This window comes from Streptosporangium amethystogenes subsp. fukuiense (genome assembly GCF_042665875.1).
Taxonomy (GTDB): Bacteria; Actinomycetota; Actinomycetes; order Streptosporangiales; family Streptosporangiaceae; genus Streptosporangium; species Streptosporangium fukuiense.
Window position 1 is genome coordinate 9319401 of the sequence record NZ_JBHTEE010000001.1, and the last position, 24603, is coordinate 9344003.

At 70.0% G+C, this 24603-nt stretch carries 27 protein-coding genes and 1 pseudogene; 14 read left to right on the forward strand and 14 right to left on the reverse strand.

From position 1 onward, the window contains the following. The first annotated feature begins 217 nt into the window (after window positions 1-217). Window positions 218-853 carry a class I SAM-dependent methyltransferase gene (locus ACFQVD_RS41405; protein ID WP_343962842.1) on the forward strand — a complete coding sequence of 212 codons (636 nt, stop codon included), beginning with the start codon at window positions 218-220 and terminating at the stop codon, window positions 851-853. A gap of 24 nt (window positions 854-877) precedes the next feature. Here ACFQVD_RS41405 and ACFQVD_RS41410 read toward each other — a convergent pair whose 3' ends face one another. Beyond that, window positions 878-1273 (reverse strand): cupin domain-containing protein, encoded by a 396-nt coding sequence (locus tag ACFQVD_RS41410; RefSeq protein ID WP_343962840.1) that lies wholly within the window; start codon window positions 1271-1273, stop codon window positions 878-880. Window positions 1274-1325: 52 nt separating this feature from the next. On the opposite strand from ACFQVD_RS41410, the gene ACFQVD_RS41415 reads away from it, so the two are divergent. Then, window positions 1326-2315, forward strand: coding sequence for a helix-turn-helix domain-containing protein (locus ACFQVD_RS41415; protein ID WP_343962838.1), 990 nt, complete (start codon window positions 1326-1328; stop codon window positions 2313-2315). A gap of 8 nt (window positions 2316-2323) precedes the next feature. On the opposite strand, the gene ACFQVD_RS41420 is transcribed toward ACFQVD_RS41415, so the two are convergent. After that, the gene (locus tag ACFQVD_RS41420) at window positions 2324-4321 is read right to left on the reverse strand and encodes a hypothetical protein (RefSeq protein WP_343962836.1); all 1998 of its coding nucleotides are present in this window, start codon (window positions 4319-4321) and stop codon (window positions 2324-2326) included. 518 nt (window positions 4322-4839) lie between these two features. Here ACFQVD_RS41420 and ACFQVD_RS41425 point away from each other — a divergent pair. From ACFQVD_RS41425 to ACFQVD_RS41435, 3 genes and pseudogenes are all read left to right on the forward strand, one after another. Continuing rightward, window positions 4840-5004: a hypothetical protein gene (locus tag ACFQVD_RS41425; protein ID WP_343962834.1), complete on the forward strand. Its 165-nt coding sequence runs from the start codon at window positions 4840-4842 to the stop codon at window positions 5002-5004. Window positions 5005-5167: 163 nt separating this feature from the next. Further along, the gene (locus tag ACFQVD_RS41430; RefSeq protein ID WP_343962832.1) at window positions 5168-5812 is read left to right on the forward strand and encodes a hypothetical protein; all 645 of its coding nucleotides are present in this window, start codon (window positions 5168-5170) and stop codon (window positions 5810-5812) included. A 53-nt stretch (window positions 5813-5865) separates the two neighbouring features. Then, window positions 5866-6141, forward strand: a pseudogene (locus ACFQVD_RS41435) (type II toxin-antitoxin system PemK/MazF family toxin); the annotation flags it as partial. Between the two features lie 108 nt (window positions 6142-6249). Here the strand turns inward: ACFQVD_RS41435 and ACFQVD_RS41440 are convergent. The 4 genes from ACFQVD_RS41440 to ACFQVD_RS41455 all read right to left on the reverse strand — a co-directional run bounded on the left by ACFQVD_RS41440 (window position 6250) and on the right by ACFQVD_RS41455 (window position 8931). Next, complete coding sequence (locus ACFQVD_RS41440; protein ID WP_343962830.1) at window positions 6250-6669, reverse strand: PPOX class F420-dependent oxidoreductase; 420 nt, start codon at window positions 6667-6669, stop codon at window positions 6250-6252. 256 nt (window positions 6670-6925) lie between these two features. After that, entirely contained in the window at window positions 6926-7618 is a 693-nt protein-coding gene (locus tag ACFQVD_RS41445) for a formylglycine-generating enzyme family protein (protein ID WP_343962828.1), read from the reverse strand. 108 nt (window positions 7619-7726) lie between these two features. Further along, window positions 7727-8443 (reverse strand): NIPSNAP family protein, encoded by a 717-nt coding sequence (locus ACFQVD_RS41450; RefSeq protein ID WP_343962825.1) that lies wholly within the window; start codon window positions 8441-8443, stop codon window positions 7727-7729. Window positions 8444-8508: 65 nt separating this feature from the next. Further along, on the reverse strand, window positions 8509-8931 hold the full coding sequence (locus ACFQVD_RS41455) for an Rrf2 family transcriptional regulator (RefSeq protein ID WP_343962823.1): 423 nt from the start codon (window positions 8929-8931) through the stop codon (window positions 8509-8511). 211 nt (window positions 8932-9142) lie between these two features. Here ACFQVD_RS41455 and ACFQVD_RS41460 point away from each other — a divergent pair, with 211 nt between their 5' ends. Continuing rightward, complete coding sequence (locus ACFQVD_RS41460; RefSeq protein WP_343962821.1) at window positions 9143-10045, forward strand: alpha/beta fold hydrolase; 903 nt, start codon at window positions 9143-9145, stop codon at window positions 10043-10045. A gap of 130 nt (window positions 10046-10175) precedes the next feature. Here the strand turns inward: ACFQVD_RS41460 and ACFQVD_RS41465 are convergent, their stop codons facing one another. The 6 genes from ACFQVD_RS41465 to ACFQVD_RS41490 are packed head-to-tail and all read right to left on the reverse strand — an operon-like array spanning window position 10176 to window position 15589. Continuing rightward, window positions 10176-10934 (reverse strand): enoyl-CoA hydratase-related protein, encoded by a 759-nt coding sequence (locus ACFQVD_RS41465; RefSeq protein WP_343962819.1) that lies wholly within the window; start codon window positions 10932-10934, stop codon window positions 10176-10178. A gap of 39 nt (window positions 10935-10973) precedes the next feature. After that, complete coding sequence (locus tag ACFQVD_RS41470) at window positions 10974-11507, reverse strand: hypothetical protein (protein WP_343962817.1); 534 nt, start codon at window positions 11505-11507, stop codon at window positions 10974-10976. Continuing rightward, entirely contained in the window at window positions 11504-12751 is a 1248-nt protein-coding gene (locus ACFQVD_RS41475) for an NAD(P)/FAD-dependent oxidoreductase (protein WP_343962815.1), read from the reverse strand. Before ACFQVD_RS41475 ends, ACFQVD_RS41470 begins: the two co-directional genes overlap by 4 nt. Before the next feature lie 6 nt (window positions 12752-12757). Continuing rightward, a complete protein-coding gene (locus ACFQVD_RS41480; protein ID WP_343962813.1) occupies window positions 12758-12952 on the reverse strand; it encodes a ferredoxin in 195 nt (64 codons plus the stop codon). 21 nt (window positions 12953-12973) lie between these two features. Then, entirely contained in the window at window positions 12974-14191 is a 1218-nt protein-coding gene (locus tag ACFQVD_RS41485) for an aromatic ring-hydroxylating oxygenase subunit alpha (protein ID WP_343962811.1), read from the reverse strand. Between the two features lie 60 nt (window positions 14192-14251). Beyond that, window positions 14252-15589 carry a nucleobase:cation symporter-2 family protein gene (locus tag ACFQVD_RS41490; RefSeq protein WP_343962809.1) on the reverse strand — a complete coding sequence of 446 codons (1338 nt, stop codon included), beginning with the start codon at window positions 15587-15589 and terminating at the stop codon, window positions 14252-14254. A gap of 377 nt (window positions 15590-15966) precedes the next feature. Here ACFQVD_RS41490 and ACFQVD_RS41495 point away from each other — a divergent pair, with 377 nt between their 5' ends. The 7 genes from ACFQVD_RS41495 (at window position 15967) to ACFQVD_RS41525 (ending at window position 22944) form a co-directional block, all read left to right on the forward strand. Then, complete coding sequence (locus tag ACFQVD_RS41495; protein ID WP_343962807.1) at window positions 15967-16686, forward strand: maleate cis-trans isomerase family protein; 720 nt, start codon at window positions 15967-15969, stop codon at window positions 16684-16686. An 8-nt stretch (window positions 16687-16694) separates the two neighbouring features. Then, window positions 16695-17642, forward strand: a complete 948-nt coding sequence (locus ACFQVD_RS41500; protein ID WP_343962805.1) for a polysaccharide deacetylase family protein — start codon at window positions 16695-16697, stop codon at window positions 17640-17642. Then, on the forward strand, window positions 17639-18334 hold the full coding sequence (locus ACFQVD_RS41505) for a GntR family transcriptional regulator (RefSeq protein WP_343962803.1): 696 nt from the start codon (window positions 17639-17641) through the stop codon (window positions 18332-18334). The genes ACFQVD_RS41500 and ACFQVD_RS41505 overlap by 4 nt, the downstream gene beginning before the upstream one ends. Window positions 18335-18468: 134 nt before the next feature. After that, window positions 18469-19737, forward strand: a complete 1269-nt coding sequence (locus ACFQVD_RS41510) for a YlbE family protein (RefSeq protein WP_343962801.1) — start codon at window positions 18469-18471, stop codon at window positions 19735-19737. A 5-nt stretch (window positions 19738-19742) separates the two neighbouring features. Continuing rightward, window positions 19743-21296 (forward strand): amidase family protein, encoded by a 1554-nt coding sequence (locus ACFQVD_RS41515; RefSeq protein ID WP_343963050.1) that lies wholly within the window; start codon window positions 19743-19745, stop codon window positions 21294-21296. Next, on the forward strand, window positions 21293-21703 hold the full coding sequence (locus ACFQVD_RS41520) for a DUF2237 domain-containing protein (protein WP_343962799.1): 411 nt from the start codon (window positions 21293-21295) through the stop codon (window positions 21701-21703). The genes ACFQVD_RS41515 and ACFQVD_RS41520 overlap by 4 nt, the downstream gene beginning before the upstream one ends. After that, window positions 21700-22944, forward strand: a complete 1245-nt coding sequence (locus ACFQVD_RS41525; RefSeq protein WP_343962797.1) for an MFS transporter — start codon at window positions 21700-21702, stop codon at window positions 22942-22944. Before ACFQVD_RS41520 ends, ACFQVD_RS41525 begins: the two co-directional genes overlap by 4 nt. A gap of 33 nt (window positions 22945-22977) precedes the next feature. Here the strand turns inward: ACFQVD_RS41525 and ACFQVD_RS41530 are convergent, their stop codons facing one another. Then, on the reverse strand, window positions 22978-23556 hold the full coding sequence (locus ACFQVD_RS41530) for a Vgb family protein (RefSeq protein WP_343962795.1): 579 nt from the start codon (window positions 23554-23556) through the stop codon (window positions 22978-22980). Between the two features lie 29 nt (window positions 23557-23585). Between ACFQVD_RS41530 and ACFQVD_RS41535 the strand changes: the two genes are divergently transcribed. After that, entirely contained in the window at window positions 23586-23972 is a 387-nt protein-coding gene (locus ACFQVD_RS41535) for a TetR-like C-terminal domain-containing protein (RefSeq protein WP_386274448.1), read from the forward strand. On the opposite strand, the gene ACFQVD_RS41540 is transcribed toward ACFQVD_RS41535, so the two are convergent. Beyond that, window positions 23973-24263 carry a hypothetical protein gene (locus tag ACFQVD_RS41540; RefSeq protein ID WP_386273810.1) on the reverse strand — a complete coding sequence of 97 codons (291 nt, stop codon included), beginning with the start codon at window positions 24261-24263 and terminating at the stop codon, window positions 23973-23975. Between the last annotated feature and the right edge of the window lie 340 nt (window positions 24264-24603).

The following is a 24603-nucleotide window of genomic DNA, read 5'->3' on the forward strand; positions in this document are numbered from 1 at the left end:
CGCGCGGCCCACACCGGATCGGAGTGAGAGGACTCCGCTCGGTAATCCGATCGAGTGTGCGCCGCGTCACACTCATGGACCGTAAGCCATCTTTCGGAAAATGTGAACTGAACGCACAAAGATTTTTTATGTGAACTATGGACTATGGTGTGGTGTCCGCGGTGGAGCTCTCGCGGGAGATCCGCCGCGGCTTCCACCGGAGAGTTACCTTGAGATCGTGGTGAACTCTTCGGTACGGGACACGCGGTCGCTTCGATACTGGGAAAGGCAGGCCGACGCGTACGACCGGCGGATGGCGCTCGTCGAGCGCCGGTTCTTCGCCGGCAGCCGTCCATGGCTGTGCGAGCAGGCGTCCGGCGACACCCTGGAGGTGGCGGTCGGCACCGGCATGAACCTCGCCCACTACCCGGAGGGTGTCCGGCTGACCGGGGTGGAGTGGAGCGCCGCCATGCTCGCGGTGGCCCGGCGCCGGGCCGAGACTCTCGGCCGGGCGGCCGATCTGCGGCAGGGCGACGCGCGCGCACTGACCTTTCCCGACGAGAGCTTCGACACGGTCGTCTGCACGTTCTCACTCTGCGGCATCTCCGACGAGCGGGCGGCGCTGGAGGAGATGGCCCGGGTGCTCAGACCGGGCGGCCTGCTGCTCCTGGCCGACCACGTGGCCTCGTCGTCCTGGCCGCTGCGAATGGGGCAGCGGCTGGTCGACCTCTTCAGCGTGCCGACGGCCGGCGAGCACTACTGCCGCCGGCCCCTGATCGGGGTGCGCGAGATGGGATTCGCGGTGGAGCGGCACGAGCGTTTCAAACTCGGCGTCATCGAGCGGCTCGCGGCCAGGAAGCCGGCCGCCGGGTAGTGGCCTCCGCCCGGTCGCGCCGGCTCAGCCGAGGGCGTGGCCGACGGTGGCGTCGATGTGGCCGGGAACCGGGTCGTGCCGGTCGCCGACCGACGAGGTGCCGGTCGGTTCGAACATCAGGATCGAGGCGCCCCTGGCCGACGACGGCCGGTGCTCGACACCGCGAGGTACGACGAACACCGCGCCCTGTGGCAGCGTGACGGCGCGTTCGCCGGTGTCGGCATCGCGCAGGGCGATGGACAACTCGCCGTCGAGCACCATGAAGAACTCGTCGGTGTTCTCGTGGACGTGCCAGATGTGCTCGCCGGACACCTTCGCGATCCGGACCTCGTAGTCGTTCACCCGGGTGACGATCCGCGGGCTCCACAGCTTGTCGAAGCCGGCCAGCGCGGTTCGCAGGAGGATTGGTTCACCGTTCATGGGGCCATCGTGGCGGGTGGCGTCCGGGCGGTGTGAGTGCTAGGAATCGCACATGTCGCATGGATCCTCGCAGGGGCACCGGGTGACCGTGATCGTGGACAACGGCTCGAACCCGTTCGAGCTGGGCGTGGCGACCGAGCTGTTCGGGCTGCGCCGCCCCGAGATCGACGTGCCGTGGTACGACTTCACGCTCAGCGCCGCGCTGCCCGCCGTCCGCATGCACGCCGGAATGTTCACCCTGTCGGACGTGGCCGGGCTTGACGCGGTCGACGCGGCCGACACCGTGATCGTGCCCAACCGGCCGGATCCGCTGGTGGAGCCGGCCCCGGAGGTGCTGGAGGCCATCCGGCGCGCCGCCGGGCGGGGCGCCCGGCTGGTGAGCTTCTGCACCGGTACGTTCACCCTGGCCGCGGCGGGCGTCCTCGACGGTCGCCGGGCCACCACGCACTGGCGCTGGGCGAAGGCGTTCACCGCCCGCCACCCCGAGGTCCGGCTCCAGCCCGACGTGCTGTTCGTCGACGACGGCGACGTGCTGACCGCGGCGGGCAGCGCGGCGGCGCTGGACCTCGGCCTGCACCTGATCCGCCGCGACCACGGCGCGGAGGTGGCCAACACGGTGAGCCGCCGCCTGGTGTTCGCGGCGCACCGGGACGGCGGTCAGCGACAGTTCGTCGAACGGCCGGTGCCCGCCGTGCCCGACGCCTCCCTCGGCTCCGTGCTCGCCTGGGCGCAGGAGCGGCTGGACCGGCCGCTGACCGTCGCGGACCTGGCGGCCCGCGCGGCGGTCAGCCCCGCCACCCTGCACCGGCGGTTCACCGCCCAGCTCGGCATCACCCCCCTGGCCTGGCTCACGGCCGAACGGGTGGCGCTGGCCTGTCGGCTGATCGAGCGAGGCGAGCTTCGGTTCGACATGGTGGCCCGGCTCAGCGGGCTCGGAACCGCGTCGAACCTGCGGGCCCGGATGCGGCGGCAGACCGGGCTCAGCCCGCTGGCCTACCGGCGGCGGTTCGGGACGGGCGCCGAGCCGGCCCCGGCGGGCTGAGTCCCCGGTCAGTTGGTACGGGTGTTGGGAAGATGATCGCCCAGGTAGCCGATCCAGATCCTGCCGGTGCTGCCGGCGGAGTCGTCGTGGAAGTACATCCGAGGGGCCGGGTACCCGACGGGCCGGAGCTTGATGTGCGACTCCATCAGAATCCGCCCGCTCGGATGCACCTCGGGCGGGACGGCGAACCTGCGGGGTGCGCTGAACTTGGCACGGGTGACCACGCTCTTCGACTCGCGCATGGAGAGCATCCCGGTGGGGATGGTGCGGCGGCCGGGGGAGTCACCGGCGCACCAGTCGTAGAAGCCGCCCGCGAACCTTCCGCCGGACCGTGCCCCCGCGAAGTCGTCCAGGGCACGCAGCGCGTCCCAGGCCTTCGCCGCCCAGGTACGGCACTGGATGTGATGCTCCAGGTCCAGCCGGGCGGCGGCGCCGTAGGTGTCGCCGACCCCGATGTGCCGCAGGCTCTCGCGGGCCTCGGCCAGCACCTCGACCAGGCCGCCGGGCTCGAACACCGGATCGTCCTCGGTCACCCCGTACACCGGCTGGCCCGCCTCGGCGAGCCTGCGCTCCAGCCAGCGGACCCGCTCGGCGAGCTTCCTGGCGCTCGTGACGGCCTCGGCGTACTCCTCGTTGAGCAGCCGGTGCTCGTCGCGGAGGTTCCTCTCCGCCTCGGTGGCAGGCCCGTCGCCGCGCCGTTCCGCGGCGATGTCACGCAGGCCGGAAAGGTGCGCGCCGAGCACGCGGATCTCGCGGAGCACCTGGCCGGAGTCGCCCGGGACCTGCGACGACGTGGCGAGCCCGAGTGCCGCCTCCAACTCCCCGCGCAGTTCCTTGACCACCATGTCCGCGACACTCCGAGCGGTCTCCGCGGTGGCTTCGGCGGCGGTTTCCACGGTGGTCTCGGCGGTGATCTCGGCGGTGATCTCGACGGTGGCCTGCACGGCGGCCTTCGCGGGGGTGACGGCTTCGGCCTTCGGCGCGGTGGGGCGCCTGGTCATGGCCATCATCCGCCGCCGCATCTCCTCACGGGCGAAATCGACCTTCGAGGGCCGGGGCGCGGCGGCGTCGGCGATCTCGCCAGGTTCGGCCCGTCCGGCGAGTACGCGGTACACCACGTCGAGCGTCCGCCGCATGTCGTCGGGGAGCTTACGGTGTGCGGTCTCACCGATCGCCCCGTCGACGATCCGGTCGAGGGCGGCGGCGCCTCGGCTGCGGATCGCGGCGTCGCCCATGGGCGGGTGCCGGCGGGGGTACTGCTCCCCGGCGGGATCGAAGGGGGCGAAGTAGGTGCGGACCGCCGCGCCGAACACGCCCAGCTCCGGGCCCATCGCCTCGTTGAACCGGTCCTGGGCGCGCAGGTCGGCCAGCCGTACGACCAGGCCCGCCCCGGCGACGCCGTCGGCCAGCTGATCGGCGCGCTCCCGCGCCACCTCGGGGTCACGAGGGTCTGGGGAGACGACCAGTATCGGTACCCGGCGCCGGGGCTCGGTCATCACGGAGACGAACCGCTGCACGCCGTCCTCGGTGAGGAGCACCGCGGCGCCCTCCACCTGGACGGCGCCGTCGCTGATTCGCGCGGTGTTCAGGTACGCGCGGAGGAAACCCGGCGCCTTCACCATCGCCGGTTCCGGCTGCCGCTCGGCTCTCTGTCTCCCGCGCTGCTTCGCGCCCCGTCTCGCGGCCGGATCAGGTCCCCCGTGCTGCTCCACGGTGACGACCACCCATCCGGTCATGGCCGGCACCGATTCCGCGTAGGTCACCCGGGTCCGCAGGCGTCCCTGCTCGTACGGCTCGTCCAGCGTGTAGCGGCCGCAGTCGCCGCGTCGCTCCATCACCAGCCGGGCCCCGCCGGCCTCGGCCTCGTCCTTCACCACCGCGGCGCTCGGCGGCGGGAACCCCTTCCGTACGACCCAGTCGGAGAAGCCGCGGCGCAGCCGGATCGAGATCGGAGGGGTGGGATCGCGCAGCACCGCCTGATATAACCGCGTCACATTCGACGTCATGATCACGACACCTTCGTCAACATCGGGGGTACGGCTCGCATCCGGTGAATGGACGTCGGGCGCGTACGAGGTTGGATGTCAGCGGGGCTCGAAGATTCCCGCAGGTGCGCATAGTGCGGCATGAACGCTTATTTAGGAGGGGGTTCCGCAATATCGGTGGTTAATAGGGTGGTATCAGGTGCTTTCGCGATAGGGCGAGGGTGACCCGACGTACCCGCACCGCCAGGGCCGGCTCCGATCGTCGCCGCGCTGGAGGCCGTCAGGGCACGGCGGGACGCCGGCCTCGCGGGAGGCGGCCGCCGACTGGTCGACAGCGTGCTGCGGTGTCCCGACGAGCCCGGTGAGGCGCTGGCCTATTCCGCCGGCTCGGCGGGACCGACATCCCCTCGGCGGTTCAGCGCCATTTCCACGGCCACGACCGGATCGTCATCGTCACCGACGAGCAGACCCGCCCCGGCTGGCTGCCTTCCAACGGTGCCTCCTACGGAGGCGGACCGGAGCGGCGGATCGACGACCTGGTGCCGCGGGACGTACCGCTGTACATGTGGAACTTCGGCGGCTACAAGCACGGTGCCACCCCCTCGGGAAAGGAGAACCGGCACACCTTCGGCGGCCTGACCAACGCGGCCTTCCGAATGATCCCGCTGCTGGAATCCGGCCGCAACGCGGACTGGCCCTTCTGAACGGGACGCGTTGTCGTGATCCGCTGACGTTGTCGTAGCCGAATGTAATGATGGCCTCACTTACTGCCATTGAACATTCCTGGTGGCGGGCGAACGACGATAAGAGCTGAAAACGACTGATAGGAGTAGCGTGACACTGGGACGAATTCGGGGAGGCGCCGTGATGAGCAGACCTCTTGAGTCGCCCAACCCCCTGGCCAGTGCGGTCCTCGCGATGCTGAAGGCGGCTCGTGAGACGGGCGTCGAGCTCACCCCGGAGACGCTGGCGAGGCTCCTCTATCTCGCGGACCTGGATGCCATCGAGTCGGGGCGAACGCAGTTCAGTGGGGCCACCTGGCGATGGGACGACTCCGGACCCTACGATCACGCACTCACCCGTGCCGAGGACTGGGTGGTCGAGAGCGAGCTGGTGGAGCGGAGAGAGACGCCGTATGTCGATCGCGATTCGTACGCGCTCACCGTGACCGTCGACATCGAGGATCCGCTGAGCGCGGCGGACATGGAGTGTGTCCGGAGTGTGCTGCGCCTCCATGGAGGCAGGAGCGCGGCAGACCTGGAAGAGTTGTCCGCCGAGACCGCGCCCGTGATCGAGGCCCAGGTGGCGGGGGATCGGGGGGTGCTGCTCGATCTCAACCGGGCACGGCGCCGTCAGCAGGTAAAGGCGCGCCTTGAGCGGTTCCGATCGCGGCGTGCGGCACGCCCTCCGGTGGAGGACGATCCCGGAGTGGATGACGCGCTCAGGGCGGAGTTTCTGGAGATGAGGGCCGGCCTCCGACGGGCCAACGCGAAGATGCTGGATGATCGATGAAGGGATCCATCCGCAAGGGTGGCGTCTACCTCGTCTCCGACCGGTCGCTCACGATGCCCCCCAACGATCAACGCAACTACCACCTCAAACGGCCAGTGATCATTCTCAGCGGTGACGCGAAGAACGAGCAGGCCACCTGGTCTCTGGTCTACGTCGTCCCCACATCGACGTCGACCACGCTCAGGACCGAATACTGTGTCAAACTCGCCCAGGGCACCGGCAACCTACCGAGCAAATGCCGGGCGAGGACGATCTGCGCCCAGCCCTTCCTCAAGGAGGAACTCGGTGACTACCTCGGACAGTTGTCACCCCAGGTCCTCCTCCTGATCGAGGAGAACCTGTTCGCCTACCTGGGCACGACCGACCAAGTGCAAGGCCGTCCATCTGGACATTCACTGGCACGGAGGTGTCGCCGGACTCCGGGTCGATCGCGGGTGTCAGCCGGGCTGGCTGCTGTCCTTGTGTTTGCCCCAGCCGTGCCAGCGGTCGATCTCGATCCAGGCGCTGACCCGGCCGCGGTCCCGCTGCGGGTACTTCTTCCCGAGGTACTGCTGGGCCAGCCGGTCGATGTCGGTCAGATCCCTGTCGTCGTGCATCTCGGCGACATGCCCGATGATGCTGACGTGCGTGTACCAGTTGTTCTCTTCGAGCACGGTGAGGGCGACCCGGGGGTCGTCGCGTAGGTGGTTCAGCCGCTTGCGGCCCTCGTCCATGTTGACCAGGATCCGGCCGTTGTCCCAGAGATACCAGGTGGCGGTGGACACCGGCCGGCCGTCGGGCTGAAGCGTGGTGATGACGGCCGGATTCGGCCTCTTCAGCATGGCGACTGCTTCCTCGGGAAGCGGCGGGTTCGACATGACCTCTCCTCTTCGCGTCGGCGTCTCACGTCCCGGACGGTGACGGTCACGCGACCTTCCGTACGCGGTCCGTCCCGTGCTGGAGCGCCGAGGGAACGCCTGTCGAGGCCGGAATCCCCGGCCACGCACAACCGGCCGCAGGAGTGAGAGTGCCCATCTCAGGTCGAGCCGCAAACCCGTGACCCTGGCACTTTTCCCAGATCAAGGCCGGTACGGGGCTCATCAAGGGCGTTCACGGACACAGCCGAGCCCCCGCTCACCGCGATCGGGCGAGCCGGAACCCCAGGTCGTCGATGCGGAAGGTCGGGTGACTCTTGCGGCGGCATGACGCCCGGCATCCCCGGGGACGGTCGTACAGACCTCCGCCCCGGAACACCCGGTACGGGCCGTAGACCTCGGGATCGTAGACGTCCCAGCACCACTCCCACACGTTGCCGATCATGTCGTACAGCCCCCACGCGTTCGGTGCCCTGGTCCCGACATCGTGCACCTCGCCGCCGGAGTTCCCGCGGTGCCAGGCGATCTCGTCCAGCTCCCCGTAGCGCACGCCGGAGGTCCCGGCCCGGCACGCGTACTCCCACTCCGCCTCGGTCGGAAGGCGGTAGCCGTCGGCCTCCCGGTCGCGGACCACGTCCTGGCCGTCGGGGTCGTCGCCCGTCGAGTAGCAGGGGCCGAGCCCCGCCGCTTCGGAAAGCAGGTTGCAGAACCGGACGGCGTCCATCCAGGAGACCTCGGTCACCGGTGTCCGCGGTCCCGCCGGACTCGCGGGCGCCTCGCCTCGGACGGCGCGGTACAGCTCGCGGGTCACCGGATGCGGCGCCAGCTCGAAGGCCCCGACCTCGACCTTCCAGATCGCCTTCGTGCCCTCGTCCCGCAGGAAGATGTTCCCGGCGGGGATTTCGACCATGTGCTCGGCGACCGTTCGGCGCGGTGTCGACTCAGGGCTCATCGCAGGTCCTGTTCCACTCGGCTGGTCCGGGTGAACGACATGCGGATACACCCGTTCGGGAACGCTACCAGGCGCCCCGCTCGAGCCTCATCCGAGCGCGACCGCGTCTCAGCGCAGCAGCGATCGCGCGGTGGGTGCCAGCCGGAGTCGCCGAGGAGCGCCGGTGAGCGTTTCCGACAGTTCCGGGAGCACCCGATCGTGCCAGGTGCGCGAGCGGGCCAGCCGCTCCTGGTGATCGGCGAGTTGGTCGGGACCGGTGAACCGGGAGAACCACACGAAGACGTTCTCCCCGGTGCGGACCGGCAGGGCGGGGAAGGTGTTCTCGGCGTACTCGGTCCGCAGGCGGGCCAGCGGTCGTGCTCCGGTCTCGGCCAGCACCGGTCGTACGGAGCGGTCGAAGAAGTCCACGAAGGCGTCGTCGAACGGCCGGTCGCGGTGGTAGATCGTCGCGGTGACGATCGACGGCGGCGCGGCACCGCCGACCGGAGGTCGCGCCGATGCCGGAAAGTCCGCTCCCGAGCGCAACAGCAGCACGTCATCGGAGTCGATCATCGTCGCGTTGGCCCGGTCCCGGTTCGCCTTCCAGACCGGACCGCCGTAGAAGGAGCGCAGTGCCTCGGCCCGGCGTTCCATGTCGGGGAATCCGCGCAGCCAGACGAACCGGTTCGGGGCGTCGAGGTCGCGGAACTGGCCGATGACGGTCATCCCCGCCGCCTCCTGGGACTCGATGAACTCCCTCTCGAAGAGGTCGATCAGCACATCGCGTCCCCCCTCGTGCAGGGTGTACTGCCTGAGCTCGACGATCGGGTATCGGCAGTTCTCCACCGGCGAAGATCCTTCCGTGTCGCTGGAACGAACATTGTTGCTACTGAGGGCATGCGTCATCGCGCCTACAGGCAGTCCCGCAGCACATCGGCGATCGAGGTGCGACCGAGTTCGCGGCGCAGGCTCTGGTCGGCCCGCTCGTAGACCACGCCCAGCACGGGCCGGATGCCCCGGCCGATCGGGCACTCCAGGTTGGGCTCGGTGTGGTGCATGGCGAAGAGCGGTTCTCGCTCCACGGCGTCGTACACCTGGAGCAGGGTGATGTCCTCGGGCGCGCGGGCCATGCTCCAGCCGGCCCCGGCCCCGTGACGGACCTCCACCAGGCCTGCCCGGCGCAGATCGCCGAGGCTGCGCCGGATGATCACCGCATTGGTGTTGACGCTGGCGGCGACCTGCTCCGAGGTCAGCCACTCCTGCCCGCGCCGCTGGGCGAGCGCGATCCAGGTCAGAGCGTGTACGGCGATCGTCAGCCGGCTGTTCGCAGCCATCGTCCTCCTTGTTGTAACAACGTATGTTACATTCAAACGGCCGACGCCGAACCGGATGCCGGGTGAAGGAGCCGGGCGCGGGCAGGCGCGGCGGTGCCGGCGACCGCGCTCGCGGGGTCCGGGAGGGGCTCACGGTCCGAGACCGGGGCGGCCCCGCCGGGGGGCGAAAATCGGGTGCGGACAGGGGGTGCTTGCGGAAAACATGGGGCCTATGAGTGTGCGTATCGACGATCCTGTCCGGCTCGGTGAGAGCCGGCTCCCCGACGGTCGGCTGCTCGGCTGGGCCGAGTGGGGCGCACCGGACGGCATCCCGGTGCTGCTCTGTCCCGGGGCGGCCACCAGCCGGCGGCTCGGTTTCGGCACGGATGTCGTCGACGAGCTCGGAGTGCGTCTCGTCTCCGTGGACCGCCCGGGACTCGGCGCCTCGACCCCCGCACCCGGCCGGACGTTCGCCGGCTTCGCCGAGGACGTCCGCCGTCTCGCCGAGCTGCGCGGGCTGGGATGCCCGGCGGTGGTCGGCAGCTCGCAGGGCGCGCCGTTCGCGCTCGCGTGCGCCGTCGAGGGGGTCGCCGCGGCGCTGGCCGTCGTGTCCGGTGCGGACGAGGTCGCCGCGCCGGAGTTCGCCGAGATGCTGCCCGCGGAGCTGCGCGGGCTCGTCGACCGGGCCGTGCACGATCCGGACGGGGCGGAGGAGTTCTTCGCCGGCTTCGGCGCGGACGCGATGTGGGACATGGTCATGGCCGGGAGCCCGGCCTCCGACCTGGCGGTGTATCGGGATCTGAGGTTCGGGGCCGCCTACCGCAGGGCGCTGGACGAGGGGTTCGCCCAGGGAGCGGCCGGTTATGCCCGTGACACCGTCCTGGCCATGGGGCGATGGCCGTTCGACCTGGGGAGGATCACCGTTCCGGTCGACGTCTGGTACGGCGAGCAGGACACCGGCCACTCCCCGGACCGGGGAGCGACGCTCGCCGCCCGGATCCCCGGCGCGGTACGGCACCTGGTGCCGGAGATCGGCGGCGCGGTGCTCTGGACCCACGCCGAGCCGATCCTCCGCTCCCTTGTCGGGAATGTGGCCCAGGAGGTCCCGGTGGAACGGCGGGCGCGCACCCGCTAGGGTCTGCCGCGCGCCTGCCTTTGCCCTGATGGGCCATCGTCACGGCGCGTGGCGACCTCACCGGCGACGAGTGGTCCCTGCGCCGACGTCACATCCGGGCCGGGGGCGCCGGTACGGTCGGCCCGCGGATTCAGTCGCCGGTGAAGTCGGGCCGGCGTCCTTCCTGAATCGAGGCGAAGCCTTCGCGGAGGTCCTGGGTGCCGAACATCAGTTGGTAGCCCCGGCGTTCCAGGGCGATGCCGGCCTCGAAAGAGGTGTCCAGGCCGAGGCGTACGACCTCCTTGATCTGCCGTACGGCCAGGCGTGGGCGGGAGGCGATCAGCGCGGCCAGTTCCACGGCCCGGTCGATGGCGTTTCCTTCCACCACCTCGGAGACGTAGCCGAGCCGGTACGCGTCGGCCGCGCTCAGGGGGGCTCCGGTGAGGAGGGCGTACATCGCGTTCTGCCGTCCGATGGCGCGGGGCAGGCGCTGGGTCGCGCCGCCGCCGGGTACCAGGCCGATGGTGACCTCGGTCTGCGCGAAGCGCGCGTTCTCCGCCGCGATGACGAAGTCACACTGCAGGATGAACTCGTTGCCACCGCCGAACGCGTCTCCGTTCACGGCGGCGATCACCGGTTTGCCGCTGTACCAGAACGCCTGGTGGGTGTAGGCGCGGATCGCGCCCACCACGTCGCGGCCGGCCTGTTCGTTCAGGTCGGCGCCGACGGCGAAGACGGTGTCGCCGCCGGTCAGGACGATCGCGCCGATGTCGTCGTCCTTGTTGAGGGTGTCGACGGCGGCGGCGAGCAGCTCACGTACCTCGGTGTTGAGCGCGTTGCGCACCTCCGGCCGGTTGAGCCGGACGATCGCGACACCGTCGCGGGGCTTTTCGATCTCGACGACTGCCATGGTGGCCTTTCTGCCGGCCCGATCACGGGCGGAGGGGTGTCAGTGGTGGGACTCGAAGGTGTCCATGTTCGGGTTGTTCCTAAGCCTTCCGAAGATCTCGGAGCCGTTGTTGATCCAGTGCGGGGACTCGGGCGTGCCGGTCGCGCCGTCGAAATCGGCGACGCCGATGAAGCAGATCATGAACCAGATCAGTTCCGCCGCGAACATCTCCGGGTGCTCGCGCGGGATCCGCCCGCCGACCCGTCGGGTCCACTCGGTCATGGCCGTGTCCAGGTCGATCCGGAAGCCCAGTGTGGTGTCGGGGATGTCCGTGTCGTGGAAGGTCACCAGGAGCCGGTCCTTGCCCTCCTCCTTCGTGTGGGTCACCCCCTCGAAGGTGAACGCGGGCCAGAAGGGCCGGTCGTGGAGGTACTCGTCCTCGGTCGGCGAGTGCGAGGTACGGCGGTTGGTGCGGTAGCGGTCGCTCAGCAGCGACCACATGTTGTCCCGGATCACCCCGAACAGCGCGGTGTCCTCGGCTCGGCCGCCGTCATGCGCGTGCGTCGTGCCGTCCCCGGCGGGATTGCCGTTCACGTTGCGTACGCTCCCTGGCTCGTCATTCCTTCGGACTGGATACGCGCCTTCATCCGCATCACCGCACGCGGCGCGTTGACCCCGGCCGCGGCGACGACCCGGCCTTCCCGGAAGTAGGTCGCGAACGGGTACCCGGCCGCCCCGGCCGTCTCGACACGGACCTCGTCGTAGCCGCGCGCGTGGCCGACCATCTGGTACTTGAGCCCGTACTGGTCGGACCAGAAGTACGGCACGTCCGCGAACGCCGAAGGTTCCCGGCCCTCCTGCCCGGCCTGCCAGCTCTCCACGGCGTGCCGCGCCTGGGCCGACGCGTTGCTCCAGTGCTCGACCCGCATCCGCCGCCCGAACAGGGGGTGCCTCCAGTTGGCGACGTCCCCGGCCGCGAAGATGTTCGGCCGCGCGGTGCGCAGGGCCTCGTCGCAGCCGAGACCGTCGGAGAGGTCGAGCCCGCCGCCTCTCAGCCAGTCGCAGGCGGTCACCGCGCCGAGCCCGAGGACGACCAGGTCGGCCGTGGTCTCCCCGCCGTCGTCGAAGGTCAGGACGACCGGGCCGTCCGGCCCCGCCGCCGACAGGCCGGTGACGGTCGTCAGCAGCCGGGTCGTGACACCGTGGGCGTGGTGCTGGTCCAGGCAGAACCGCCCCAGCTCGGCGTCGAACACGGGCTCCATCGGCAGCCGCCCCTGCACGACCAGTTCCACCGGCAGTCCGCAGGACCGCAGCGACGCGGCCATCTCACTGCCGACCAGGCCCGCGCCGACGACCACCGTGCGTGGCCGCCCGGCCAGCCGCTCCCTGATCCGCTCGGCGTCGGCGAGGGTTCGCAGGCAGTGGACCCCCGGCAGCCCCGCGAACCCCTGCGGTACGCGGGCGCGCATCCCGGTGCAGACGAACAGGGCGTCGAAGGGGATCCATTCGCCGTCGGACGGCTCCTCTCCCGCCCCCGTCTCACGGGTGATCAGCACCCGGTCCGCGTCCGGGTCGAGCCGCGCGCACACCGCGCGGTCCGCGATCCGCAGCCGCAGGCCGTGCTCCTTGGGGGCCGGCAGGCGGATCTCGTCGCGGGTGACCTTGCCCTGGATGAGTTCCTTGGACAGGGCGGGCCTGGAGTACGGGGCCGTACCTTCGGGGCCCCGTACCCAGACGACTTCGCCGGTGAAGCCGCGCCGGTCGAGTTCGGTGACCACGGTGTGGCCGGCGAGCGAGCCGCCGGCCACCACGATGGTCTTCGAGGTGTTGCCCACCACGGTCGCTCATTCCTCCAGGGTCAGGGCGAGGACCGGGCAGGAGGTGATCGACTGCCGGACCCGGGCGTGGACGGCCGGGTCGTCGGGGATCTCGTCCACGATGTGCAAAGTCAGGTCGTCGTCGATGTCGAAGACCTCGGGGGCGATGCCCATGCACACGCCGTTGCCGTCGCACAGGTTGCGGTCAACAGTGAGTTTCATGTCGTGTCCTCATACGGGTTTTCAGGAGGCGGTCGAGGGCGCGAGGGCGCTGTCGGCCAGGTCCACGTAGTCCTGGTAGCGCTTCAGCAGCCACTGGTTGAACTGGAGGAGCGACTCCTCCTGGTAGGAGTAGCGGCCGGGGCGGCGGAAGCGGGAGCGCATGCCCTTCTGCAGGGAGGCGTCCGAGCTGGCGTCCTGCTGGTGGAAGAGGACGAGACCATCCTGGGCGATCTTGTAGAGCTGTTCGAAGCGGGGGTGTTTGGTGGACTCCTCCGGATACAGGTGGCCGATGCGCAGGTTCATGTGTTCGGGCCCGTCCGGCAGGACGAGGTAGTAGAACAGGCCCTCCGGCACCGCCCCGAAACCCAGGTTCGGCGGGATAGACGCGAACATGACCTGGTTGCGTTCCTTCTCGGTGAGTGTCGGGATCACCGGGAGCAGGGCCTTGGTGGTCGGGTTGAAGCCGGCGTCGGCGTGGTAGAAGCCGGTCGGGTGGTAGATCGCGCCCTCGTCGGGGCTGATGTCGGCGAAGCTGGTCAGCCTGACGTGCGCGAAGTCGTGCAGCATGCCGTGGAGGTAGGCGCTGTGGTACGGCTCGATGCCGTTCTCCAGCTGGGACTTCCAGTTCCAGTTGTTGCCGCGCAGTTCGGCCACCGGCATGCTCACCATCTCGCCGATGTGGTAGTTCTCCAGTTCGGCGGTCAGTTTGGTGAGCGTGGGCGCGAGCGGCTTCGCGTCCGGGTCGAGGTTGGTGAAGACGAAGCCGTTCCAGATCTCGACCCGGTGCGAGGGCAGGTAGGCCTCTCCCTTCAGGTTCTTGAGGCCGATGGTGTCGTTCATGGACGGCGCCGCGATGAGGTTGCCGTCCAGTCCGTAGGTCCAGGCGTGGAAGGGACAGCGGAAGAGTTTGCCGGTGTTCCCCGACCCCTCGCACACCAGGTGGGCCCGGTGCGCGCAGATCGGACTGAGCACCCGGATCTCCATGTCCTTGCCGCGGACCATCATCAGGGGTTCGTCGCCCATGTCGACGCGCACGAAGTCGCCGGGCTTCGGGATCTCGTCGACGCGGCCGAGGCACAGCCACTGCCGCATGAAGATGGCCTCCTGCTCGAAGGCGTAGAACTCCGGATCGACGTAGCACTCGCGGGGAAGGTTCCATCCGGTGGCCATGTCGCGGGAGCCCTCTTCGATGACCTTGAGGATCCGCCGGAGGTGTGTTGAAACGGGCGCCTGACCCATGATGATGGTGCTCCTTAGGGCTTCTGCGATAGGTGTGAGACGACGCCGGGGGCGTGGGAGTCACACCGTGTTGTCGGTGCTCTCCTGAGCGCCGTGACTTTTGCCGGCCTCGGTGGCCGGTGTGCTCTTGCGGACCAGCAGGTGGTTGAAGAGCAGGTTGAGCAGCAGCGCCACCAGCACGGTGGCCGTGATGGCGCTGCCGAGGATGAACTGCGCGTCCTGGTGGAAGTTCTGGTAGATGGCGGGCACCACGACCGGCAGCATGCCGACGCCGAGGGCGACGGCGACGATGAGCAGGTTCTGGTTTCCCTCGAAGTCGACCTTCTGCAGCATCTGGATGCCCACGGCCGCGGTCATCGCGAACATCACCAGGCCGGCACCGCCGATCACGGGTCCGGGCAGGCTGGCGACGACCTCGCCGAGTTTGGGAATGGCTCCCATGATCAGCAGCAGAATGCCGGTGACCGTGATGACGTAACGGCTTTTGACCTTGGTCAGGCTGATCAGCCCGACGTTCTGCCCGAACGTGGAGTCCGGCACGGAGTTCATGAATCCGGCGAGCACCGCGGCGAGGCCGTCGGTGGCCAGGCCCCGGGCCATGTCCTTGTCGGTGACCTTCTTGCCGACGGCGTCGCCGATGGCGAGAACGCACGCGGTCATCTCGCTGAAGACCACGATCATGGCCACGCACATCGCGATGATCGGGACGACCCGGAATTCCGGCGCGCCGAAATGCAGTGGAGTGGAGAAGCCGAACCATTTGGCGCCGGCCACGGACGAGAAGTCGCCGAGGCCCATGAACCAGGCGATCACCGCCCCGATGACGAGGCCGAAGAGCACCGAGACGTTGCGGGCGAACCCCTTGAACAGGCGGTTCACCAGCACGATGATCACCACGACGGCGAAGGCCAGCAGGATGTACCGCACGCTCGCGTAGTCCGCCGCGGCCGGATCGGAGCCGATGATCAGATCGGCACTGACCTTGATCAGCGAGAGTCCGATGATCGTGATCACACAGCCGGTGACCAGGCTCGGGAAGAACCTCAGCACCTTGGAGAACGGCCGGGCGACCAGGATCCCGAAGACGCCGGCCACGATCATCGAGCCGTACATGGTCGGCAGGCCGTACTCGGAGCCGATCAGGATCATCGGGGTGAGGAAGGTGAACGAGGCGCCCGCGACCACCGGCATCCGGATGCCGAAGAAGCGGGTCAGGCCGACGCTCTGGATGATGGTGGCGATTCCGGCCACCAGCAGGTCGGCGTTGACGATCAATGCGATGGTGTGCGTGTCGAGTTTCAGCACCGCGCCGAGCACGAGCGGAACGGCCACGCAGCCCGCGTACATGATCAACATGTGTTGCAGGCCGAAGAAGAACAGCTGGGGGACGGGCAGCACTTCGTCTACCGGGTGGCGATTCGAAGCCGCTGGCTGGGGGGCGCGGACGGTAGGTGACACGGCGGTCTCCTGGGCACTGAGTGGAACGAGCCCTGGTCCCTCCGGCGGCGTCGACAAGGCCAAGATCCGGAGCTATGGGCAGGCGTGTGCAATACCTGCGTGAGCAGGAATCCTCGCTGCTCCGACGATCGAGGTCACCCGTCGAAGAGCCGGTTCAGTGGGTATCCGGTAGTGCGGTATATGGAGATTAAGGGCGACCCATATCACTGTCAACGACTTGTTTTCCTGCGGACCACTTCTTAGGATCCTGTATACCGTATCCCCAATTCGACCCCCTGAGCGGAGACATAGTGCAGCCGACCGCCCGGCGGATAGGCATGATCACCCCGTCTTCCAACACCGTGGTGGAGCCCGTGACCGGCGAACTGCTGACCTCCCGGCAGGACGTCTCGGTCCACTTCACCCGGCTCCGGGTGACGAGCATCAGCCTCGATCCCGCCGACACCGGCCAGTTCGGCCAGGACTCCTTCACCGACGCCGCACGCCTCCTCGGCGACGCCCGCGTCGACGTCGTCGCCTGGAACGGCACCTCGGGCTCGTGGCTCGGCCCCGGCCGGGACGAGCACCTGTGCCGGGCCATGGAGCAGGTCACGGGCACTCCCGCGACGACCTCGACGCTGGCCGTCCTGGAGGCGCTGCGGACCTTCGAGGTCCGGCGCCTGGGCCTGCTCACGCCGTACACCCGGGACGTCGGCGACGCCATCGCCGCGCACTACGCGGAGCATGGCCTCCCCGTGCACGCGGCCCGCCACTTCGGCCGCACCACCAACTACGACTTCGCGCTGACCACGAGCGCGGAACTGGACGGAGCCTTCGACGAGCTCGCCGCCGCGGACTGTGACGCCGTCGCGGTGGTGTGCACCAACCTGCGCGCCGCCCACCTCGCCGCGGGCTGGGAGAACCGGACCGGCGTCCTGGTGGTCGACAGTGTCGCGGCGACGCTGTGGCAGACCCTCGGACTGGCCGGGGACACGACACCGATCACCGGGTACGGCCGGCTGCTCGCCGGCCTGCCCGCAACCTCCAGGCAGAGATGAGGAACGCCATGGCCAAGGAAATCAAGATCCTTATCGGGGTCGACGTCGACGCCGTCGCCGGCTGGCTCGGCTCCTACGGCGGTGAGGACTCGCCGAACGACATCCAGCGCGGGGTGTTCGCCGGCGAGGTCGGCACCCCGCGTCTGCTCCAGCTCTTCGAGCGGTACGGCCTGCGGACCACCTGGTTCATCCCGGGCCACTCCATCGAGACCTTCCCCGTCGAGATGGCGGCCGTCGCCGACGCGGGACACGAGATCGGGGCGCACGGCTACTCCCACGAGAACCCCATCGACATGTCCCCGGAGCAGGAACGGGACGTGCTCGGCCGCTGCGTCGAGCTGATCCGGCGCCTGTGGGGACGCCCGCCGCGCGGCTACGTCGCCCCCTGGTGGGAGATGAGCCGCGACACCCCGGCTCTCCTCAAGGAGTACGGCTTCTCCTACGGTCACTCGCAGAACTACAACGACTTCCACCCCTTCTACGCCCGGGTGGGCGACGAATGGACGAAGATCGACTACAGCCGCCGGGCAGAGGACTGGATGAAGCCCCTCCAGCACGGCACCGAGGTGGACCTCGTGGAGTTCTGCGGCAACTGGTACGTCGACGACCTGCCGCCGATGATGTTCGTCAAGAAGTCCCCCAACAGCCACGGCTTCGTCAGCCCCCGCGACGTCGAACAGCTGTGGCGCGACCAGTTCGACTGGGTCTACCGCGAGTTCGACTACGGGGTGTTCCCCGTGACGCTGCACCCCGACGTGTCCGGGCGGCCCCAGGTGCTGCTGATGCTGGAACGGCTCTTCGAGAGCTGGCTCGACCTGCCCGGGGTCGAGTTCACCACCTTCGACGCGGCGGCCGACGACTTCCGGCGGCGTTATCCTTTCCAGGGCACCGAGCGGCCGGCACCGGTCGGCGGTGGTCCGGGACCGAGACGGAAGACCGGGGGGACGGCCCTGTGAGCAGGCAGGCGGACGCGTCGGGCTCGTTCGACATCGACGCCGACTACAAGCCGCTCAGGGACCGCGTCCGCGACGAGTTGCGCCAGCGCATCATCGACGACGTGTACCCGGCCGGCACGCGGCTCGTCGAGACCGAGATCGCGGCCCAGCTCGGGGTCTCCCGGCTGCCGGTGCGCGAGGCGATCCGGGCGCTGGAAAGCGAAGGGTTCGTCAGGACGATTCCCCGCCGCGGCGCGGTCGTCGTGGAGCTTTCGGCGCAGGACGTCGAGGAGTTGTTCGACGTGCGCGAGGCACTGGAGGTCCTGGCCAGCCAGCAGGCCGCGACCCAGGCCACCAAGGCCGAGCTGCGGCGGGTGAGGGGCATACTCGCCCGCGGCCGCAAGGCGCTCGACGCCGGGGACCGGGTCGCGCTCGGCAAGGCCAACGAGGCGTTTCACGACGAGATCCTGAAACTGTCGCACAACAGCCTGCTCCAGACCGTGCTGGAGCCTCTGCAGGGGCGCCTGCACTGGCTGCTGCGGCAGACCGGCGACCCGCACGACCTGTTCGAGGAGCATTCCGCGTGGTTCGAGGCGATCGCCTCGGGCTCGGCCGATCTCGCCGCCGAGCATGCGCGCAGGCACGCCCGGCTGAACCGCGAGATCGTACGGACGCTCCTGGCCGAGCGGCAGCACCAGGCTCCGTCGGCCTGAAGCCCCCACGACCTCCGCGGTGCCACCTGGGCCTCGCCGCGTAGCGCGGGTCCCCGTCGCGCCCTCTCACCCCACACGTCGCTCCGCGATGCCGTGATCTCTTTTTCGCATTCCCACCGACCAGGAGCAGCACCATGTCCGATCCCACGCGGGCGGCCCTCGACGCCCTGAACGGCACCGACGTCCGGCTGCGTCACGTCTGCAAGGCACGCGACGCCACCGACCAGGTCGGGCCGAGGCGATTCCTGCACGCCGGGCCGCCGATCGAACTCGCCGACATACCCGGGCCCATGCGGGGCGCGATCATCGCGGGCCTGCTGCTGGAACGGCAGGCCGGGTCGGCCGCCGAGGCCGAGGCGATCATCGATTGCGGCGAGGTGAGCATCAGCCCCTGTCACGACGCGAACGCCGTCGGGGCGATGGCCGGGATCATCACGCCGAACACCCCCGTCGTGGTGGCCGAGGCCACGGGTGGCATCAGGACGTTCTCCCCGCTGAACGAGGGCGTCGGCGGGGCCATGCGCTACGGGTCGTACGACGAGGTGACCCTGGCACGGCTGCGGTGGCTCGGCGACGTGCTCGCCCCGGCCCTCGACGCGGCCCTCCGGCGCTCCGACCCCCTCGACCTGCTCGCCCTGGTGGCCGAAGGGCTGCGGCGCGGCGACGACTGCCACAACCGGCTGGTCGCGACCAGCGCGGCCCTGCTGGTGACGCTCACCCCGGGCCTGCTGCACGCTCCCTTCGGTCGCGAGGACATCGCGAAGGTGGTCTCGTTCATCGCCGGCAACGGGCACTTCGCGCTGCCCTTCGCGATCTCCGCCGCCAAGGCGGTCACGCTGGCCGCCGGCGGGATTCCCGGCAGTCCGATCGTGACGGCCATGGCGAGCAACGGACGGGAGTTCGGCATCCGCGTCAGCGGGCTCGGCGACCGCTGGTTCACCGTGCCCGCCCCGATCGGCGACCCGGTCCTGCTGGAGGGGGCGACCCTCGACGACGTCACCCCGACCATGGGCGACTCGATGATCTCCGAGACCGCGGGCTTCGGCGCCTTCGCGATGACCGCGGCGCCGGCGATCATGTCCTTCGTCGGCGGCGACACGGCCAGGGCTCAGGAGATCACCCGGAGCATGCGGGAGGTGTGCGCCGGGACCAGCGGGCGTTTCCTCATCCCCGCCGAGGACTTCCGGGGAACGCCGCTCGGCATCGACGTGCACAGGGTGCGCGCCACCGGCATCGAACCCGTCATCAACAACGGCCTCGCGCACCGGGAGCCGGGACGCGGGCGGGTCGGCGCCGGGATCACCCCTGTTCCGGTGGAGCCGTTCGCCGCGGCGAGCCGGGCGCTGGAGGAGACCGCTCCCGAACGGGTCGGCGCGGCGGACGAACCGGGGCGCCACGCGTGAGCGATATGAGCATTCCCGCCTTCACACCCGCCGACCTCACCGCCGTCGCCGGCCGATGGGGCCTCGACCCCGGCCTGGTGGACCGGCTCGGCCCCGCGATCGACCGGATGCGCGACACCTACGGTCGCGTGCGGGAACTGGCCGCCGAGGGGCGTCCCCCCGAGCCGCCGCCCATCGCGGTCACCCGGGTCCCGCGCGGCCCGGAGGATCCGTACGGCGCCTGGCTCTACCGGATCGACGATCCCGGGCGGACGGGAAACGGGCCGCTCGCCGGGCGGACGGTGACCGTCAAGGAGTCGATCGCGGTACGCGGAGTGCCGATGACCCTGGGCAGCCGCCTGATGGTCGGCTTCGTCCCCGGGTCCGACTCGGCGGTCGTCGGCCGGGTGCGGGACGCCGGAGGGATCATCGTCGGCACGTCGGTCTGTGAGGACCTGTGCTACTCCGGGTCGAGCTTCACCAGCGCGCACGGCCCCGTCGGCAACCCCTGGGATCCGCGCCGCTCGGCCGGCGGTTCCTCCAGCGGCGCCGCGGTCCTGGTGGCGACCGGGCAGGCCGACTACGGCATCGGCACCGACCACGGCGGCTCGGTCCGCAACCCCGCCGCCTGGTGCGGCGTCTTCGGTCTCAAACCGACGTACGGGATCGTCGAGTACGACGGCGCGATGCCGACCGAGCGCACGCTGGACCACATCGGCGTGCTCACCCGGAGCGCCGCCGACCTGGTCGCCTTCCTGGAGGCGACCGCGGCGCCGCATCCGGGCGGGGAGCACGGGTCGTACGCCGGCCGGTACGCCCGCGAGATCACCGGGCTGCGCGCCGGAATCCTCGCCGAGGGATTCGGCTGGCCCGGCCGTTCCGACCCGCGTCTCGACGACCAGGTCCGCGAGTCCGCGCGGGCGCTGGAACGGCTGGGGCTGACCGTGTCGGAGGTGTCGGTGCCGCTGCACCGGTACGGCAGGGACATCCATCTGCCCATCTCGATCGAGGGCGGGCTCACCACCGTCTTCGAGTCCCGTCTCCAGGGCAACAACCACTTCGGGCCCTACCACCCGAACTTCGGGGAGACCTTCGGCGAGGCGGTCGCCCGCCGCCCCGAGGACATACCGGTCGGAGGGGTGTTGGCGCTCGTCGGCGCCACGCTGCTGCGGGACGCCACCCACGGCAAGGTCATGGCGTACGCGCAGCAACTGCGGGTGCGGCTGCGCGAACAGGTCGATCGCGCGCTGCGCGAGGTGGACCTGCTCGTCCTGCCGAGCGTCCCGATGCCGCCCCACCCGCTCCCGGCCGACCCGCGCGAGGCGGTGATCGGCACCGACCTCCCCTTCGAGATGCACGACAACAACTGCGTGTTCAACCTCACCGGGCACCCGGCGCTCAGCGTCCCGTGCGGATTCGTGGACGGACTGCCGGTCGGCATGCTCCTCGTCGGACGACCCGGCGCGGACGCGCGGCTGGCCCGCGTCGCGGCCGAGTTCGAGGAGCGCGTCTTCCGCTGCCCCCCACCCCCGCGTCACACCCCGGACGCGGGCCTTCCTACCGCGAGGAGCGGACGATGACCGAGCCGGCGCTGAACTTCTTCGGCGAGCCCCTCGAACCCTGCGGCTTCGACCCGATCACCGGATACCGCCGCGACGGCTACTGCTACACCGGCCCCGACAACCCCAAGGGGCACACCGTCTGCGCGATCGTCGACGAACGCTTCATCGCCTTCCAGACCACGGTCGACAACGACATCGCGACTCCCCGGCCCGACCTCGCCTTCCCCGGGCTGAAGCCGGGTGACCACTGGTGCGTCATCGCGTCGAAGTGGTACGAGGCGTATCTGGCCGGCTGCGCCTGCCCGGTTAACCTCGCGGCGACCAACATCCGGGCACTGGAGGTGGTTCCGCGCGCGGCGCTGCTGGAGTACGGGGTGGACCCGCGCACCACGGCCCGGGACGGCGGCCGGGACCCCTCACCGTGAGCCGCTGGAACGCGCTGCGCGCCTACACCGCCCTGCCCGCCACCACCGGATCCTGGTTCCTGGCGGTCACGCTGATCGGCCGTATCCCCGCGACCATGGGGCAGTTGGGCTCGCTGCTGCTGGTCAGCGGGGCCACGGGCTCCCTCGCGCTCGGCGGCGTCACGGCCTCCGCCTTCGCCGCGGGGCAGGCGGCCGGCGGGCCGCTCGTCGGACGGACCGCGGACCGGTACGGGCACCGGCCGGCCGGGCTGGCAGCGGCGCTGCTGCACACGGCGGCCCTCGTCCTGCTGGTGGTGTGCGTGGTGCGGGGCATGCCCACGTGGGCGGCGCTGGTGTCGTCGGCGGTCGCGGGCTTCTCGGTGCCGCAGGTAGGCCCGCTGTCCCGGGCCCGCTGGACCGCGCTGGCCCACCGGGGACGGCTGCCCATGAATCGCTTCCCCGCGGCGATGAGCTTCGAGGGAACGGGCGACGAGTTCGCGTTCGTCCTCGGGCCCGCACTGGTCGGCGTCATCGCGACGGCGACCTCGCCCCCTACGGCGGTGCTCGTGGCGGCCGGGCTCACCGCCACGATGTGCGTGGCGTTCGCCCTGCATCCCACGGCCGCCGCGGTCACCAGGGACGAGCGTCGGGACGGGGGCACCGCGGCCCCGGTGCTGCGCGGCCCCGTGTTCCTCCTCGCCACCGGGCTGGCCGGCCTCGGCTGCTACTTCGGCTCGGTGCAGGCCGGCGTCACCTGGCGCGCGGTCGACGCCGGCGCCGACGGGGCCGCCGGGCTGATCTACGCGGTACTCGGGCTGAGCAGCGCCCTCGCCGGCGTGCTCGTCCCGATGCTGCCCGCGTCCTTCACACCGGCCCGCCGGCTCCAGACCGGCTTCGTCCTGCTGGCCGTTCTCACCCTGCCCCTCGCGATCGTCGGCGGGCTGCACATCGGCGGTCTCTGGCCACTGGGCCTGCTGATCGTGCTGCCCGGTGTCACCATCGCACCGATTCTCGTCACCGCCTACACCCAGGGGGAGATGACGGTCCCGGTGGAGCGGATCTCGTGGGTCATGACCCTGCTCACCTCCTCCGTCGTCGTCGGCTACGCCGTCGGCGCGCTGCTGTCGGGCACCCTCGCCGACCGCTACGGCCCACTCGCCGCCTTCCTGATCGCGCTCTCCGCGGCCGGCGTCGGCGCCACGGCCAGCACCGTCGGTCGGCGCCACCTGGCAGCGCTGCGCCCCGGACTCCCTCCGAGGTAGCACACGCCGCCCACCAGCGGCCAGGTCGACCGCCTAACTTCGCACCAGGGCCCCGGACTCCATCGCGACCCAGATCGCGCCGTCGGGTCCGACCGTGAGCCCGTGGGGTTCGGCGCCCTCCAGCGGATACTCCTCGATCTCGCCCTCGGTGGTGATGCGGCCCAGCCTGCCGATGCCCCACTCGGTGAACCAGAGGGCGCCGTCAGGCCCTGCCGCGATCGCCGACGGCATCGCGCCTTCGGTGGGCAGCGGGTGGAGGGTGACCTCGCCCGCCGCGGTGATGCGTCCGATCCGGTCACCCTGGAGCTGTGTGAACCACATGGCCCCGTCGGGACCGGCGACGATGCCGTACGACGACTTCACTTCGAAGGCGGTGATCGTGCCGTCCAGGGTGATCCGCCCGATCCGGCCGCCGACGAACTCCGTGTACCACAGCGATCCGTCGTGTCCCACGGTGATCACTGTGGGTCGGCCGTCGGCAGGATCGAGCTGGAAGATCGTGGGGTCCTCGCCCGGCACGACCCGCCCGATCTGTCCCTGGTGGACGAGCGTGAACCACAGCGCGCCGTCGGAACCGGTGACGACGCCGTAAGGAGAACCATTGATCAACACTGGAGCTCGCGCGTGAGGAGCCGTGGCCGATACCCGACACCGGCTCCTTTCAGGATGATCTGAGGGAGGTCGTCCGGCTGGTGCAGGGCGGGTTCGCCGATCCCGTCGCCGGGCCGATCTCCGCCGCGTTCGTGACGGCGGCCGTGCAGAACGGCGACGCCGCGCGATCCCTGCACGACTTCTTCATGGCCCGCCACGAGCAGGCGGCCGAAGTGGTGCGGCGAGCCGTCGAGCGGGGCGAGGTGCCGGCGGACACGGACGGCGCCGACGTGATCAGGATGGCCGTCGCCCCGGTCTACTACCGGCTGTTCGTCACCCACGAGCCGGTCACCGAACGCGACGCGGTACGCGCGGCCGACGCCGCTGCCGCCGCCGCCCGCGCGGGCGTCGTCCAGTGCACCGGCCGTAGACCCTGATCATGTCTCGTGAACGGCCTGCCGCCGGTAATGGCCGGTCCGGGCACGGGCTTGGTGGTCCGCTCCCCAGCCCGCCCACACCTCCCGATCATGGGCGTGCGCGCCGAGCGGCTCCATCACCCCGGAGAAGATCTCGGCGAGCAAGGCGTCCAGCGCGTCGCATTCTTTCGGACCGTACGAATTCACGTCCTTGATCTTCGCTACCAGCTTCGGAGTGCGGTCGTGCCAGACCTGCCAGGCGTAGCCCTTCGGATCGCTGTTCAGCAACTCGGGCGGTGGCCCGTCATTCACCGGAATTTCTCTCGCTCCTTGTCGGCGGGCGTCCGTATGACAACCGTACGCGTCGAGATCGCGAAATCCGAACACCAGCCGTGGCCTTTCCCCTGTCCCGTCGGCACGCCGAGCTCCGGTTTTTCGGTCACCCGTTATCCGCGCTGAATTTTAGATCTCTGCCGCTTTGCGCGACGAATGACACGTGCGACATCCACGAGGTGCTCAGGGGCGACGGGATCAGGCTGGACGCGGCAGACCTGGCGGTCTGCCGGGGTTCTCGGGGGAGGCCCGGTGGTTCGGCGACATCGGTTTCTGTCGGATCGAAATGCTACTGATTGCGATCACAGTGATTCCGATG

Coding starts and splice junctions, on each gene's coding strand:
- ACFQVD_RS41410 (WP_343962840.1), bottom strand. CDS start 1,273: ATGAACGGTGAACCAATCCTCCTGCGAACCGCGCTGGCCGGCTTCGAC.
- ACFQVD_RS41415 (WP_343962838.1), top strand. CDS start 1,326: ATGTCGCATGGATCCTCGCAGGGGCACCGGGTGACCGTGATCGTGGAC.
- ACFQVD_RS41420 (WP_343962836.1), bottom strand. CDS start 4,321: ATGACGTCGAATGTGACGCGGTTATATCAGGCGGTGCTGCGCGATCCC.
- ACFQVD_RS41430 (WP_343962832.1), top strand. CDS start 5,168: ATGAGCAGACCTCTTGAGTCGCCCAACCCCCTGGCCAGTGCGGTCCTC.
- ACFQVD_RS41440 (WP_343962830.1), bottom strand. CDS start 6,669: ATGTCGAACCCGCCGCTTCCCGAGGAAGCAGTCGCCATGCTGAAGAGG.
- ACFQVD_RS41445 (WP_343962828.1), bottom strand. CDS start 7,618: ATGAGCCCTGAGTCGACACCGCGCCGAACGGTCGCCGAGCACATGGTC.
- ACFQVD_RS41455 (WP_343962823.1), bottom strand. CDS start 8,931: ATGGCTGCGAACAGCCGGCTGACGATCGCCGTACACGCTCTGACCTGG.
- ACFQVD_RS41460 (WP_343962821.1), top strand. CDS start 9,143: ATGAGTGTGCGTATCGACGATCCTGTCCGGCTCGGTGAGAGCCGGCTC.
- ACFQVD_RS41465 (WP_343962819.1), bottom strand. CDS start 10,934: ATGGCAGTCGTCGAGATCGAAAAGCCCCGCGACGGTGTCGCGATCGTC.
- ACFQVD_RS41480 (WP_343962813.1), bottom strand. CDS start 12,952: ATGAAACTCACTGTTGACCGCAACCTGTGCGACGGCAACGGCGTGTGC.
- ACFQVD_RS41485 (WP_343962811.1), bottom strand. CDS start 14,191: ATGGGTCAGGCGCCCGTTTCAACACACCTCCGGCGGATCCTCAAGGTC.
- ACFQVD_RS41495 (WP_343962807.1), top strand. CDS start 15,967: ATGATCACCCCGTCTTCCAACACCGTGGTGGAGCCCGTGACCGGCGAA.
- ACFQVD_RS41500 (WP_343962805.1), top strand. CDS start 16,695: ATGGCCAAGGAAATCAAGATCCTTATCGGGGTCGACGTCGACGCCGTC.
- ACFQVD_RS41510 (WP_343962801.1), top strand. CDS start 18,469: ATGTCCGATCCCACGCGGGCGGCCCTCGACGCCCTGAACGGCACCGAC.
- ACFQVD_RS41515 (WP_343963050.1), top strand. CDS start 19,743: ATGAGCATTCCCGCCTTCACACCCGCCGACCTCACCGCCGTCGCCGGC.
- ACFQVD_RS41520 (WP_343962799.1), top strand. CDS start 21,293: ATGACCGAGCCGGCGCTGAACTTCTTCGGCGAGCCCCTCGAACCCTGC.